The sequence below is a fragment of the Winslowiella toletana genome, from assembly GCF_032164335.1.
GTDB classification, from domain to species: Bacteria; Pseudomonadota; Gammaproteobacteria; order Enterobacterales; family Enterobacteriaceae; genus Erwinia; species Erwinia toletana_A.
The window spans coordinates 95,035-109,863 of record NZ_CP134152.1; the positions used below are offsets into that span (position 1 = coordinate 95,035).

A 14,829-nucleotide genomic window follows, 5' to 3' on the forward strand; every position below is an offset into this window, starting at 1 on the left:
AGGATGTCTCAAATTACTCCGGGCAGCGTCAGCGCTGCACCAAAGCCGATGACCCCGATTCAGGAATTCTGGCACTATTTTAAGCGTAACAAGGGTGCGGTTGTCGGCCTGGTCTACGTGGTGGTCATGATTTTAATCGCGGTGTTCGCCAGCGTGCTGGCACCGCACGCGCCTGCTGAGCAGTTCCGTGATGCACTGCTGCGCCCGCCGGTCTGGCAGGAAGGCGGCAGCTGGCAGTTTATTTTGGGTACTGACGATGTTGGCCGTGACGTGCTGTCACGCCTGATGTACGGCGCACGCCTGTCGCTGCTGGTTGGCTGTATGGTGGTGGTGCTGTCACTGATCCTCGGCGTGGTGTTCGGCTTAATCGCCGGTTACGTCGGTGGTGCGGTAGATGCGGCGATTATGCGTCTGGTCGATATCATGCTGGCGCTGCCAAGCCTGCTGCTGGCATTGGTACTGGTTGCCATCTTTGGCCCGTCGATCGTTAATGCTTCGATTGCGCTGACCTTTGTGGCACTGCCGCACTATATCCGCTTAACCCGCGCCGCGGTATTGGTGGAAGTGAACCGTGACTATGTTACCGCGTCGAGAGTCGCGGGTGCTGGCGCACTGCGGCAGATGTTCGTCAATATTTTGCCGAACTGCCTCGCACCGCTGATCGTGCAGGCGTCTCTTGGCTTCTCCAACGCGATTCTTGATATGGCTGCGTTGGGCTTCTTGGGTATGGGCGCGCAACCGCCAACGCCGGAGTGGGGCACCATGCTCTCCGACGTATTGCAGTATGCGCAAAGTGCCTGGTGGGTCGTCACCTTCCCGGGTGTTGCGATTCTGCTGACGGTTCTGGCATTTAACCTGATGGGTGATGGCTTACGTGATGCCCTCGACCCGAAACTCAAGCAGTAAAGAGGCACCGACATGGCGTTATTAAATGTAGATAAATTATCGGTGCATTTCGGCGACGAAAAGGCACCGTTTCGTGCGGTTGACCGCATTAGTTACCAGGTTGAGCAGGGGCAGGTAGTCGGTATTGTCGGCGAATCTGGCTCCGGTAAATCGGTCAGCTCGCTGGCGATTATGGGGCTGATCGATTATCCCGGCAGGGTGATGGCCGACAAGCTGGAGTTTAACCAGCGCGACCTGAAGAAAATCTCGGAGAAAGAGCGGCGTCAGCTGGTGGGTTCGGAAGTGGCGATGATTTTCCAGGATCCAATGACCAGCCTTAACCCGTGCTATACCGTCGGTTTTCAGATTATGGAAGCGATCAAGGTTCACCAGGGCGGCAACCGCCGTACTCGTCGCCAGCGCGCCATCGATCTGCTTAACCAGGTGGGGATTCCCGATCCGGCCTCGCGTCTCGACGTTTATCCGCACCAGCTTTCTGGCGGAATGAGCCAGCGCGTGATGATCGCCATGGCGATTGCCTGCCGCCCTAAATTACTGATTGCCGATGAACCGACCACCGCACTGGACGTGACGATTCAGGCACAGATTATTGAGCTGCTGCTCGACCTGCAACGTCAGGAAAATATGGCGCTGATCCTGATTACTCACGATCTGGCGCTGGTGGCGGAAGCGGCACAGCACATTATTGTGATGTACGCCGGGCAAGTGGTGGAAACCGGGAAAGCGGTCGATATTTTCCGTGCACCGCGGCACCCGTATACCCAGGCGCTGTTACGTGCGTTGCCGGAGTTTGCCGCCGATAAAGCGCGTCTGGCTTCGTTGCCGGGCGTGGTGCCGGGTAAATATGACCGCCCAGAGGGCTGTCTGCTTAACCCGCGCTGCCCGTATGCCAACGTGCGCTGCCGTACCGAAGAACCTGAACTGCGTGATATTCCAGGGCGTCAGTCCAAATGCCATTTCCCTCTGGATGATGCCGGGAGACCAACTTATGAGTCATGATAAATCGCTGGAGCAGCAGTATCTGTTGCAGGCTATCGATCTGAAAAAGCACTATCCGGTGAAGAAAGGGCTGTTTGGTCAGGAACGCCTGGTTAAAGCGTTGGATGGCGTTTCGTTTAATCTTGAGCGCGGCAAAACGCTGGCGGTAGTCGGTGAGTCGGGCTGCGGAAAATCGACGCTTGGCCGCCTGCTGACGATGATTGAGACGCCCACCGAAGGCCAGCTGTATTGGCACGGTCAGGATTTGCTGAAACACGATCCCCAGGCGCAGAAGTTGCGTCGGCAGAAAATCCAGATTGTGTTCCAGAATCCGTATGGCTCGCTGAATCCGCGTAAAAAGGTCAGCCAGATACTGGAAGAGCCGTTACAGATTAATACCAGCCTGAGCAAAGCCGAGCGCCGTGAAAAAACGCTGGAGATGATGGCGAAAGTGGGTCTGAAAACCGAGCATTATGATCGCTATCCTCATATGTTTTCCGGTGGTCAGCGCCAGCGCATCGCGATTGCCCGTGGCCTGATGCTCGATCCGGATGTGCTGATCGCTGATGAGCCGGTCTCCGCGCTTGATGTATCGGTCAGGGCGCAGGTATTGAATCTGATGATGGATCTGCAACAAGACCTCGGCCTTTCTTACGTGTTTATTTCCCATGACTTATCGGTTGTTGAACATATCGCCGATGAAGTGATGGTGATGTATCTTGGCCGCTGCGTGGAAAAGGGCAGCAAAGAGGCGATTTTTGCCAATCCACGTCATCCGTATACTCAGGCGCTGTTGTCGGCAACACCGCGTCTGAATCCGGACGACCGTCGTGAACGTATTAAGCTGACGGGAGAACTGCCCAGCCCGCTTAATCCACCGCCGGGATGTGCGTTTAATGCCCGCTGTCGTCGTCGTTTCAGCACCTGCACGCAGTTGCAGCCAACGCTGAAGCAGTATGGTGAACAACAAATCGCCTGTTTTGCCGTCGATCAGGATGAGCAGCAACACGCGGTGTAAATCAAATCAGGCCGACATCTGTCGGCCTTTTTTACCGACATAACTTTGACTAACCCCTTCATTCAGTGATGATTAATTTCTTTCTTACTCATCTTTCAGCATGAGAAAAATCCCGCTTTATCCATTTAAGAATTTTAAATAGTTACGGTGACCATAAATAACAGACGTAATCATTCTGGAATTAACTAATCCATTGGATTAAAAACAATGATGTATCATCACGTTTAATTAATTAGAATCTTCTGACTCAACATTTTGGAGTGTGCTATATTTTTCTCAAATCAAGCCATTAATACGTTGAATCATATGAAAAGTTATGATGATTTGCAGCGATTCAAAGAAAAAACGCAAACAAATAACATCAAATTCAAGGACATGTCCGAGCAATCCCTTGAATCTGATACCACTAATTGGGCAATCATCAAGCAATTACTCAATGACAATAACGGCGATTCTGCGCTGGAGCGTGGGCAAAGTATTGATGTGATTCAACCGCAACCGATACCAAAAGATCAGTTTGCCTCACCGGTCTCAGCGCATCAGGTGGTGAAGTCTTTTATTGCCGCTCCGTCGGTGACTCATCAGGACGGCTCACTGTTTGACAGTATTGCGGCAACGCTAAAGCCCGCTGCCGAATTGTCGTCAGCACGGCCAGACATGCCGCCAGCTGCACAAATGACACCGCCTGCTGCGGCTTCCATTTCGCCGTGGACTGAAGCTGCTGCTGTTCCCCTGTTTCAGCAGGCCGCCGCTCAACTGGCTGCTGCGCCGCCTGTCAGCCATACTGAAAATACGTCGCGTTACAAACAGTTGTTTCACTCCCGTTCTGCCAGCCCGGCAATCAGTCTGACCAAAGATGCATTACTTAAACCCCTGCTGGAGAAGATTGCTTTATGCCGTTAGTTTGTGTGTGTTCTCCAAAAGGTGGCGTGGGTAAAACCACCATGGCGGCTAATCTGGCTTACGCACTGGCGCGCGGGGGAAGTAAGGTACTGGCCATTGATTTTGACGTGCAAAATGCGCTGCGTCTGCATTTTGGCGTACCGCTGTCTGACGGGCGCGGGTTTGTTGCCCGTTCGGCCGAAAACTCCGACTGGAGCCAGTCGATCCTGACTACCGGCGGTAATATCTTTGTACTGCCTTACGGCGATGTCACTGAAGATCAACGCGTAGCGTTTGAAAATAATCTGGCGAACGACCCCCACTTTCTGCGACGTGGGCTGGATACGGTACTCAATTATCCCGGGCTGGTGATTATTGCCGATTTCCCTCCCGGCCCTGGCCCGGCGCTGAAAGCGATGAGTGAGCTGGCAGATTTGCATTTGGTGGTGATGCTGGCAGATACCGCGTCCTTGTCACTGCTGCCACAAATTGAAAATGAACGGATGATCGGTAAAGCGCTGAACCAAAAATCAGGACATTACTTTATTCTGAACCAGAGTGATTCGCGCCGTAATATCAGCCGCGATGTCACGGCGTTTATGCAGCAGCGTCTTGGTGAAAAACTGCTGGGTGTCGTGCATCGCGATGAGAGTGTGGCGGAAGCCAATGCGTCGCAGCGTTCGATTTTTGACTTTAGCCCGGTATCCGCCGCGGCGTTTGATATTGAGCTGGTCAGTAAACGTCTGGCTGGCTTACTGAATATTAAGGTTGGTGATGGCGAAGTTCATGCCAATCTGCGTTCATTCTGACGTTGACGTGGCAAGGATGCCGCACCCAGTAGTGGGTTACAAATAGCTTATTTATAAGCATTAAAATCTATCCTTGCTTGCGGGATTCCCAATGAATAAAGCGCTCTTTTACCTGCTGTTGCTGGTATTATTTCCAGTTGCAGCGGTGATTGTCATCACGCCAATGGACAGTCAGAAGCAATATATATTTGGCTTAATTAGTATCGGAATCTTGTTTTTACTCGGTCTGAGTAAAAGTAAGCAAGTCTCAATTGTGATGGTGATCCTGTCGGCGTTAATGTCCACCCGCTATATTTATTGGCGCGCCACGGAGACGCTGCATTTCAATTCTGAAATTGAAGCGATCCTCGGGATTGGCTTATTTATTGCCGAACTGTATGTCTGGCTGATTTTAATCCTCGGCTTCCTGCAAACCACCTGGCCGCTAAAGCGCACTATCGAACCGCTGCCGGATGATATCAATCTGTGGCCGACGGTCGATGTTTACGTGCCGACCTATAACGAAAGCCTTGATGTAGTCCGTGATACGGTGCTGGCGGCACAGTGTATTGATTACCCGCGCAATAAACTCAAAATCTACCTGCTGGATGATGGCAAGCGCAGTGAGTTTGCAGTGTTCGCCGCCGATGTCGGCGTCGGCTATATTACCCGTGAAGATAACTCGCATGCGAAAGCGGGCAATCTTAACCATGCGATGAAAATCACTAAAGGCGAGCTGATTTGCGTCTTTGACTGTGACCACGTGGCGACGCGGACTTTCCTGCAGGCGACGGTGGGGCCATTTCTGAACGATCCGAAGCTGGCGCTGTTGCAAACCCCGCACTATTTTTACTCTCCCGATCCGTTCGAACGTAACCTGCGCGCGGCACGCAATGTACCCAATGAAGGCGCGCTATTTTATGGGCCGGTTCAGCAGGGCAACGATAACTGGAATGCCACCTTTTTCTGCGGTTCCTGTGCGGTGATTCGCCGCTCGGCGCTGGAAGAGATTGGCGGTTTTGCGGTTGAGACGGTGACCGAAGATGCCCACACCGCATTAAAGATGCAGCGTCTCGGATGGGGTTCCGCGTTTCTGGCGATCCCGCTGGCAGCCGGTCTGGCGACCGAGCGTCTGGGGCTGCACGTGGTGCAGCGCACCCGCTGGGCGCGAGGCATGACGCAGATTTTCCGCGTCGATAATCCTTTACTGGGTCGCGGCCTGAAGTGGCAACAGCGTCTCTGTTATCTTAACGCGATGCTGCACTTCCAGTTTGGCTTGCCGCGCGTGGTGTTTCTGACCGCGCCGCTGTGTTATCTGCTGTTTAATCTGAATATCATTCACTCATCGGCTTCACTGATTTTTGCCTATGTACTGCCGCATCTGGTGATGTCAGTGTTCGTCAACTCACGAATGAATGGCCGTTTCCGCTACACCTTCTGGGGTGAAATTTACGAAACGGTGATGGCATTTCATCTGGTGATCCCGACGATATTAACCCTGTTGTCGCCAAAGCACGGCAAATTTAACGTTACCGATAAGGGCGGCTTGCTGGACGTTGGCTTCTTCGATTTTAACATCGTGCGACCGCACGTTATTACCGCAGCCTTGCTGTTTATCGGCATTGTTGCCGGTATTACCCGTGCCGTCGCGCATGACTACTTTGGTGTTGATCCTTACGTTATCGCGCTGAACGTTGGCTGGGCGATCTTCAGCCTGATTATTCTGATGGCGGCAATCGCCGTGGCGCGTGAAACTCGCCAGACGCGTAAAACCATCCGTATTGATGTAAAAGTGCCGGTGATTATTCACTACGCCAGCGGTATCTCTTCACGCAGCACCACGGTGAATCTGTCGATGGGCGGTGCGCAAATTGTCGCGCCGGATAATCGTCATGAAAATGATGAGATTGAAGAGATTGATCTGCTGTTGCAGTCTGGCGCTATCTCTATCCCGGTGAAAACCATGGGTGCCAGCGATGGCGTGATCCGCATGAAATTTGAAGAAATGCCGCTATCGCGGCGGCGTGAACTGGTACGCGTTGTGCTGGCGCGTGCCGATGCCTGGATTCAACCACCGCATCAACCGGATAACCCGCTGCGTTCGCTGTTAACCATTATCCGCACCGTTTTTGAATTGTTCTGGCTTACCTGGCAGGCGCGTCGTGACAAACGCAAAGCCAGCAAAGCCGCTGAAAACCCGGTGCAAGAGGATAACGCCGCATGAAGCAACTTTTTATCAAGGCGATGCTGGCAACCCTGATTGGCGGCAGTATCACGTTGAGCAGCGCCGGGGCAGTGGAGCAGAGCGTCACCGTCGACAGCAATGCGTTGTCGCAACTTCCGCCGCCAGCGGATATTGATACCGCAGAAAGCAGCCTGCGTTCCTCTGCTGAAGCGATGCCGTATGCGCCTGAAAGCCTGCTGACCGGCAGCCAGATAACCGATCCAGCCACGACGGCGGCACCGGAAACGGCGATCGCGCAACCTGCTGAGCTCACTCCGGCCGATTTGCCGCCGGTGGCTGGTAATGCGCCAGCGTTGGCGTTTCAGCCGATTTCCAGCAGCGTGACCGTGGCGCAGATGGGTCAGCAGAAGGGTATCACGCTCAGCGGGGGGCAGTTGCAGTCAGGCATCGTGTTTACCCTGCCGAGCGACCAGGTGATTACCAATGCGCATCTCGATTTAACGTTGCACGTTTCACCCGCGCTGGCCGCGCGCAACACCTCAATGCAGCTGATGCTCAACGGCCAGCCGTTGGGTACGCTGCCGCTGAGCGCTTCCGACAGCGACAGCGCCAGTTTCCAGCTGGATATTCCGGCGGCGATGGTGGTATCAAGTAACAACCTGAGTTTTAAAATTAACGACGCCGATCAGCTGTTGTGCGAGCGTGACAGTGCCGATCAATATCAGGTCACTATTCTGCCGCAGACCCGCCTGTCACTGGAAGGTCAGCAGCTGAATATCGGCACCAGTATGCGTAACTTCCCGCGGCCGTTTATTGATCCGCTGCAGATGACATCTGCTACGGTGCCGATGGCTTTTCCTGCCAAGGTCACACCAGCACAGGTTACCGCTGCGGCGATGGTGGCTTCATGGGTTGGCATCCAGGCAGACTATCGTGGCGCGCGCTTCCCGGTGCTGCGTAATCAGCTGCCAGAGAAAAACGGTATGGTGTTTGGCCAGCCCGGCGAAAGAGTGGGCAGCCTGACGCTACCTGCGGTAGACGCGCCAACGCTGCAACTGGTAGATAATCCTGATAACCCCACTTATAAATTGATGCTGGTGATCGGTAAAAATGAAGATCAGTTACGTCAGGCCGCTTACCGTTTAATCAATGCGCCGCTGGCGCAGGATTCACCGACGCTGACGGTTGCGACGCAAACTATTCCGCAGCGCAAAGCCTATGATGCGCCGCGCTGGATTAATACCGATCGGCCGGTGCTGCTAAGTGAATTATTGCGCAAGGACCAGAGTCTGACCACCAACGGAATCTGGCACGACGCCTTGCGGGTTAACTTCCGCGCCGCGCCGGATCTGTTCCTGTGGGACGGCGATACCATTCCGGTGCAGCTTAACTATCGCTTTCCGTCAGAAAACTGGATCGATGAGAATAAATCACTGCTCAATGTCACGCTGAATGGCACCTTTTTGCGTAATCTGACGGTGAATAAAGTCGGTCTGCTGGAGAATATCTGGCATCGGCTGGGGGGGGATGCGCGTCAGGAAAAGTATACGCTGAATCTGGAACCCTATCTGATTTATGGCGATAACCAGCTGCAACTCTATTTTAATATCCAGCCAAAGGCCGATGCGCCTTGCAGCGTGTTACTGAATAATAATATCAAGAGTCGTATCGAAGAGAGTTCGTCGATCGATCTGAGCAATACCCGTCATTTTACCCTGTTGCCAAACCTCTCTTACTTTGTTGGCGCATCGTTTCCGTTCTCGCGTTTGGCTGATTATTCACAAACGGTGATGCTGCTGCCGGAAAAACCCACCGATGCAGAAATTACCGCGCTGCTGGATATGGCCGGGCGCTCAGGCAACGCCACCGGTGCGACGCTCGACCACAGCAGCGTGATGTTTGGTATTCCTGCTGGCGGCGCGAATCTCGCACGGCTGCAAAAAAGCGATGTGCTGGCGGTGTCGACGCTCGGACAGAGCGCGTTTAATCAGCAGATGTTGCAGTCCTCACCCTACTACACCAACGCCCGGACCTTTGGCGTCAAAGCACCGGATACGCTGGAAAAACTGCGCAGCTGGCTGACCGGTGACTGGTATCGCAAGCCACTGGACGCCGATCGCTACTTCTCCTCTAACGAAGCCTGGCGCGGGTTTGTCAGCTATCGCTCGCCATGGAGTCAGGATCGTCTGGTGGTGATGACCATCGGCAGTAACGATCAGCAACTGCTTAATTTACATAACGACCTGAATTCTGCGCGGATTAATGCCGGGATTCGCGGCGATACTGCGATCATCACTGATGAAAACGGTATTCGCAGCTTCCGCGTCGGTCCGCAGTTTCCGAGCGGCCAGATGCCGTGGTACATGATGGTGGTGTGGTATGCCAACCAGCATTCAGTATTGATGGCATTGATGGCGTTACTGGTCTCTGTGGTGATAGGTAGCTGTGCTTATCTGATGCTGAAGCGCCATGCGTGGCGGCGTCTGCATGGGCATAAAAAAGATGATTCCTCTGGCGAACAGAAGTGATACAACCATGAAAATAACCACGTTAACCGCCAGAGTTCGTCAGGCACTACTGCTAAGCAGTGCAATGGCTGCCGGCGCGTTTTCGCCCATGCTGCTGGCGGCAGAAAATAATCCGGCGTTGCAGGCGTTATTCGACCAGGCCACTTACTGGCATCAGAAATCGCATGATGATCTGGCTAAAGATGCGCTGCAAAAAGTGCTGATGGTCGATGCCAATAATACGCAGGCGCTGTATCTAATGGCGCTCTATTCGCAGCAAAATGGCGACAACGCGGCGGCGGCTCAGTGGCGTAATCGTCTGAGCAGCGTCTCGCCGCAGGACCCACGACTGAGCGAGCTGGACAATGCCAGACAGTTGCAATCGATTCCTCAGGCGCAGCTCTCGCTGGCACGTCAGCAGGCGCGCAGTGGTAACGTCAGTGCGGCACTGCAAACCTGGCGTAATACTTTTGCCGGTAGCGAACCGCCTGCCAGTATCGCAGCGGAATATTATCTGACGATGGCGGGCGATCGCAGCTTGCGTCCGCAGGCTATCGACAGTCTGCGCCAGTTTGCTACTCAGCATCCACAGGATGCTGGCGCTCAGCTGGCATTGGGTAAAGCATTGACCTGGCAAGAGTCGACGCGGCGTGAAGGGTTGCAGATGTTGCAGGGAATGGCCGACGGTAACCCTGATGCCGATCGCTCAATGCGTCAGGCTTTATTGTGGTTAGCGCCGCAGCCGGAAGATGCCGCACTGTACCAGACCTGGCAGCAGCGCCATCCTCAGGACAGTGCCGTGCTGGAGTACTATCGCAAAAATGTCGGTGGTGCCGAGAAAGGCCAGGGCTTTACCGCACTGAACAGTGGGGATGTTGCTGGTGCGCAAAGCGCCTTCGAACAGGTGCTGCAGGCCAATCCACAAGATGCCGATGCGCTGGCCGGTATGGGTTATGCCGCGCAGCGCAGCGGTAACTACAGCGCCGCCGCTGATTATCTCGAGCGCTCAGCGAAGCTGGGAGGAAATGACAGTCAACAGCGTCAACAACAGGCCAGTGACGCGCGTTTTTATGCGCAGTTAGCTTCGGCGCAGCAGGCGCTGAAATCCGGTGATACTGCCCAGGCGCTGACGCTTAGTGAGCCGCTGGTGCAGGCCGACGGAGAAAAGGGCATTGCGGCCAGGTTATTTCGTGCCGATGTGTTGCGCCGTACTAACCAGCTGACGCAGGCAGAACAAACCTATCGCTCGGTGTTGCAGAGTGATGCGGATAACCGTAACGCCAAAGAAGGCCTGTTCTACGTGCTGCGTCAGCAGAATCGCGCTACAGAAGCCAACGCCTTATTGTCATCGCTGCCTGACAGCGTGCGTCAGAGTGTGATGCCACGAGCTGTCAGCACCAGCGAGCCGGTACGTCAGCAAGCGAAACAGGCGCTGGCGGCAGGGAACGCCTCACAGGCGATGACGCTGTTGCAGCAGGGTATTGAACGTTTTCCAAATGATGGCTGGCTGCGTCTTGATCTGGCACGAATTTATCGGACGCAGGGTGATAACGCCGCGGCTGCAAGTGTCATGCAGCCGGTGTTTCGTAACGGGGCCAGCAGCAACGAGCTGTACGCCGGTGCGCTGAATGCCAGCGAAAGTGGCGCATGGCAGCAAGCCAGCACACTGCTGGCGCGCATTCCTGTCAGTAGCCAGAATGCGGAGATGCGCGCGCTGGCACAGCGGGTGAACTTTAATCTGCAAATGGCGACCGCCGCACAGTATCTGGCACAGGGTTCTGATGCGGCCGCGGCTAATACCTTGAAAGCGCTGGCAGCCAATCCGCCGTCGAATCCGGCCGATGCTGGCAAGCTGGCACAAAACCTGGCGCAGGCCGGAGATATTTCAACGGCGATAGCGGTAGTACGCGGCAATATGCAGCGTGGCGTGCAGGGCAACGCTGGCGATTATGCTGCGCAGGTGGCGGTGCTGAATCAGGCGGGCCTGAGCGCCGAAGCACAGCGTTTTCTCAGTAGCCCGGAGTTGCAATCGCGCAGTACGCCGACCCAGCTGGCTGGTATTCGTAATGGTTATATCATCAATGAAGTCGACCGGTTGCGTGAGCAGAAGCAATACGCAGCGGCTTACGACAAGCTGATTGGCGCACTGCAAAACGACCCGCAGAACAGCGATCTGATGTTTGCCATGGCGCGACTGTATCAATCCGGCAAAATGAATAAAGAAGCCGGCGTGGTTTACGATTATCTGTTAACCCGTGATACCCCAACCCAGGATGCACGCGTCGGTTCAATTGACGTGGCGCTGGCACTGAATGATGTGCCGAAAGCTCGCGCATTAACCAACGGCCTGCGTGGCGAACAGACACCGGAACGCCTGCTGTTGATGGCGCGGGTGTCTGAAGCGGAAGGCGAGCATAACCAGGCACTGGGTTACTTACGTACCGCACGCGGCAAAATGATAGGGCTGCAAGGTGCAGAAACCGGCAGCGTGCCAGCAGTGGGTGGGCTGGCGCTGGCGGATAATCCATTTATAAACCGCAGCACCCCAGACCGGCGACGTACAGCTTCAACTTACGGTGCCACTATGCCATGGCAGCAGGCGCCGGATGCTACCAGCTATCGTGATATCGATGGTCAGACGGCGGCTATCGATGTGCCGTCACAGCAGAGCCGGACGCTGCATCAGATCGACAGCATGATGGACGATCTGCAACAACGCACCGGCACCTGGGCGCAGGGTGGCGTACAGATTCGCGGCCGTGATGGCGAATCCGGTTTGAGTAAGCTGACTGAAGCCAAAGCGCCGCTGAGCTGGTCAAGCGTGCCGTTTGGCGATTCGCGCTTTGAATTTACCGTCACACCGGTCTCGCTTAATGCTGGCAGTGCCGACGGTCAGTCAAGCCGCCGCTTCGGAACCGGTGCGCTGTCGCAGGCGGTTTCCGCCGCGGTTCAGACCCTGAAGAATGAGAAAATTACCAAGAGCGACGGCACTGATTTCACCTTTGACGATCTTAATCCGCTGACGACGAAAGGTCTGTCGACGCTGCAATCGGTGCAGAATTCGCTGGCCGCCGCCACCGATAAAGCCAATCTTGATGATGTCACCGTTGACTCTCCGGGTTCACAAAACGCCTCTGGCGTTGAGCTGAAACTGGCGCTGACTGGCGATCAATACAAAATTGATCTCGGCAGCACGCCACTGGGCCAGGATCTGAGTACGCTGGTGGGTGGCATTCAGTGGTCGCCAAAAATTACCGATTATCTGACGCTGATCCTGACCGGTGAGCGCCGTCCGGTCACCGACAGTCTGCTCTCTTATGTCGGTGCAACGGATAAACTTTCCGGCGAAAGCTGGGGGCGCGTCACTAAAAATGGCGGCAATGCCTTACTCAGCTATGATGACGGCGATGCCGGTTTTTATGCCGGTGTGGGCGCATACAGTTATCTCGGCGAGAATGTCACCAGTAACAACAGCGTGGTAGCGAATGCCGGTGCTTATATTCGTCCTTACCATTACGAAGACCGCGAGCTGAAGACCGGTATCAGTATGAGCTGGATGGATTTCTCAAAAAACCTCAGCTATTTCAGTTACGGCCAGGGTGGCTATTTCAGCCCGCAGGACTATGTCAGCGTCTCTTTCCCGGTGGAGTTTACGCAAAAGTATGACGATTTAAGTGTGCGTTTCGGTGGCTCAGCGGGCTATCAATCTTATTCACAGGATCGCAGCGCCTACTTCCCGAACAATCCTCAATGGCAGAGTCAGTTAGAGACCGCAGTCACCAATGGTTATGCGACAGAAGCGTACTACTCGGGTGGCAGCAAAAACGGCATTGGCTATAACCTGCATGCCGGAGCGGATTATAAGGTGAATAAAGATGTCACCATTGGCGGACAGTTGGGCTATGACACCTTTGGTGATTACAACGAAAGCACCGCGCAACTCTATTTCCGCTACATGCTGGGAGACAAATAACGATGAGTGAACCGTCCAACACTTTGCATCAATCCCGTCTACACTCTCATCAGCCTGGCTGGTTTGATCTGCTGAGCGTGATTGTGGCTGGCATGCTGGAAAATGCCGGTGAGCAGGAAAGTCAGCTGTTTTTGCAGCAAATGGGTCAGCAACTGGCGCAGCGTTATCCACTGGAGAGCGCCCGCACGGTGCGCGACCTTGAGGTGCAGATTAATCTGGCGTTATCCCGCTTTAACTGGGGATTTGTAGATATCGAGCCGCTGGAAAATGCATTAGTGATTACCCATCGCGCATTACCGGCAGGTGATGAGCATCTTGAGGCGGTACACTGGCGCGATGCTATGGGTGCCGTACTGACCGGGCTGTATGCTGCCTGGTTACGTGCGCAAGGGGGGAGTGAACAGGTTCCTCTGGTGTGTGACTCGGTATCTGACGATGCTGCTTTATTATTCCGTTATCAAAATAGTTAGCGAGGTTGAAAGGTGAAGTTTGTCTGGCGTCATTGGCTGATGATGGTTGTACTGGGGATGTTTAGCGTGCAGGTGGCGGCAAGTGAAGGATGGAGCAGTTATAAAACTCGCTTCATGGCTACCGACGGGCGTATCAAGGACACCGCAAATAACAATGTTAGCCATACCGAAGGCCAGGGCTTTGCCATGTTGCTGGCGGTAGACAATGATGATCGCCAGGGGTTTGAACGCCTGTGGCAGTGGACGCGCCTCCACCTTAGTAATAAGCAGAATGGGCTGTTTTACTGGCGCTACAATCCGGCCGCCGCCGATCCTGTTATTGATAAAAACAATGCCTCGGATGGTGACGTACTGATTGCCTGGGCGCTGTTACGCGCTGGTGAGAAGTGGAATGTTGCAGACTACCTGACCCAGTCTGACAAGATTCAGCGGGCGATTGTTTCGCGTAACGTCATTCGCTTTGCCGGATATACCGTTATGCTGCCGGGTGCGCAGGGCTTCAATAAAACCAGCTATGTCGTATTAAATCCGTCCTATTTTCTGTTTCCTGCCTGGCGAGACTTCGCGCGCCGCAGCCATTTAAAAATCTGGAGCCAGCTGATTGATGACGGCTTTGACCTGCTGGGCAAGATGAATCATTTTGGTCGTTCCGCATTGCCGCTCGACTGGGTGGCGCTTAATGTGGATGGCAGCATGGCTCCGGCGATTGCCTGGCCGCCACGCTTTAGCTACGACGCCATCCGTATTCCGCTGTATATCTGGTGGTATGACCCGCAAAGCCTGCGGCTGGTGCCTTTCCAGCGCTACTGGGCTAACTATTCCCGCTTACAAACACCGGCGTGGATCAATGTCAGCACTAATGAAGCCGCCCCCTATAATATGGACGGTGGTTTGCTGGCGGTACGTGATTTGATCATGGGCGACACGGCTCAGCTGACCGACAGGCTGGATGCACAAGAGAATTACTATTCAGCCAGTTTACGTCTGCTGGTGTGGAGTGCATGGCAGAGTCGGCAAGCTAAATAGCCGCTGTTTCGATACCTCTCTCCTGAAGGGGGCGCTGCTTTTAGCTCCCTTTTTGGTGTGATGTAGCGTGCAAAACCCCGGCACGCATGGTGAAAA

At 54.4% G+C, this 14,829-nt stretch carries 10 protein-coding genes; all 10 read left to right on the top strand.

The window, feature by feature from the left end; translation table 11 throughout:
* Positions 1–3: 3 nt before the first annotated feature.
* A complete protein-coding gene (gene dppC, locus RIN69_RS00440) occupies positions 4–906 on the top strand; it encodes a dipeptide ABC transporter permease DppC (protein ID WP_313854822.1) in 903 nt (300 codons plus the stop codon).
* Between the two features lie 12 nt (positions 907–918).
* Entirely contained in the window at positions 919–1,905 is a 987-nt protein-coding gene (gene dppD / locus RIN69_RS00445; RefSeq protein ID WP_313854823.1) for a dipeptide ABC transporter ATP-binding protein, read from the top strand.
* On the top strand, positions 1,895–2,902 hold the full coding sequence (gene dppF, locus RIN69_RS00450; RefSeq protein ID WP_313854825.1) for a dipeptide ABC transporter ATP-binding subunit DppF: 1,008 nt from the start codon (positions 1,895–1,897) through the stop codon (positions 2,900–2,902). The genes dppD and dppF overlap by 11 nt, the downstream gene beginning before the upstream one ends.
* A 306-nt stretch (positions 2,903–3,208) precedes the next feature.
* Positions 3,209–3,805: a cellulose biosynthesis protein BcsO gene (gene bcsO, locus RIN69_RS00455; protein ID WP_313854826.1), complete on the top strand. Its 597-nt coding sequence runs from the start codon at positions 3,209–3,211 to the stop codon at positions 3,803–3,805.
* Positions 3,796–4,593 carry a cellulose biosynthesis protein BcsQ gene (gene bcsQ / locus RIN69_RS00460; protein ID WP_313854828.1) on the top strand — a complete coding sequence of 266 codons (798 nt, stop codon included), beginning with the start codon at positions 3,796–3,798 and terminating at the stop codon, positions 4,591–4,593. Before bcsO ends, bcsQ begins: the two co-directional genes overlap by 10 nt.
* 91 nt (positions 4,594–4,684) lie before the next feature.
* Positions 4,685–6,796 (top strand): UDP-forming cellulose synthase catalytic subunit, encoded by a 2,112-nt coding sequence (gene bcsA, locus RIN69_RS00465; RefSeq protein WP_313854829.1) that lies wholly within the window; start codon positions 4,685–4,687, stop codon positions 6,794–6,796.
* Positions 6,793–9,285 (top strand): cellulose biosynthesis cyclic di-GMP-binding regulatory protein BcsB, encoded by a 2,493-nt coding sequence (gene bcsB, locus RIN69_RS00470; protein WP_313854831.1) that lies wholly within the window; start codon positions 6,793–6,795, stop codon positions 9,283–9,285. The genes bcsA and bcsB overlap by 4 nt, the downstream gene beginning before the upstream one ends.
* Positions 9,286–9,292: 7 nt before the next feature.
* Complete coding sequence (locus RIN69_RS00475) at positions 9,293–13,237, top strand: cellulose biosynthesis protein BcsC (protein WP_313854833.1); 3,945 nt, start codon at positions 9,293–9,295, stop codon at positions 13,235–13,237.
* Positions 13,238–13,239: 2 nt separating this feature from the next.
* A complete protein-coding gene (bcsD, locus tag RIN69_RS00480; RefSeq protein ID WP_313854834.1) occupies positions 13,240–13,707 on the top strand; it encodes a cellulose biosynthesis protein BcsD in 468 nt (155 codons plus the stop codon).
* 12 nt (positions 13,708–13,719) lie between these two features.
* Positions 13,720–14,733, top strand: a complete 1,014-nt coding sequence (locus RIN69_RS00485; protein ID WP_313854835.1) for a glycosyl hydrolase family 8 — start codon at positions 13,720–13,722, stop codon at positions 14,731–14,733.
* The last annotated feature ends 96 nt before the right edge of the window (positions 14,734–14,829 follow it).

Coding starts and splice junctions, on each gene's coding strand:
- dppC (WP_313854822.1), top strand. CDS start 4: ATGTCTCAAATTACTCCGGGCAGCGTCAGCGCTGCACCAAAGCCGATG.
- dppD (WP_313854823.1), top strand. CDS start 919: ATGGCGTTATTAAATGTAGATAAATTATCGGTGCATTTCGGCGACGAA.
- dppF (WP_313854825.1), top strand. CDS start 1,895: ATGAGTCATGATAAATCGCTGGAGCAGCAGTATCTGTTGCAGGCTATC.
- bcsO (WP_313854826.1), top strand. CDS start 3,209: ATGAAAAGTTATGATGATTTGCAGCGATTCAAAGAAAAAACGCAAACA.
- bcsQ (WP_313854828.1), top strand. CDS start 3,796: ATGCCGTTAGTTTGTGTGTGTTCTCCAAAAGGTGGCGTGGGTAAAACC.
- bcsA (WP_313854829.1), top strand. CDS start 4,685: ATGAATAAAGCGCTCTTTTACCTGCTGTTGCTGGTATTATTTCCAGTT.
- bcsB (WP_313854831.1), top strand. CDS start 6,793: ATGAAGCAACTTTTTATCAAGGCGATGCTGGCAACCCTGATTGGCGGC.
- RIN69_RS00475 (WP_313854833.1), top strand. CDS start 9,293: ATGAAAATAACCACGTTAACCGCCAGAGTTCGTCAGGCACTACTGCTA.
- bcsD (WP_313854834.1), top strand. CDS start 13,240: ATGAGTGAACCGTCCAACACTTTGCATCAATCCCGTCTACACTCTCAT.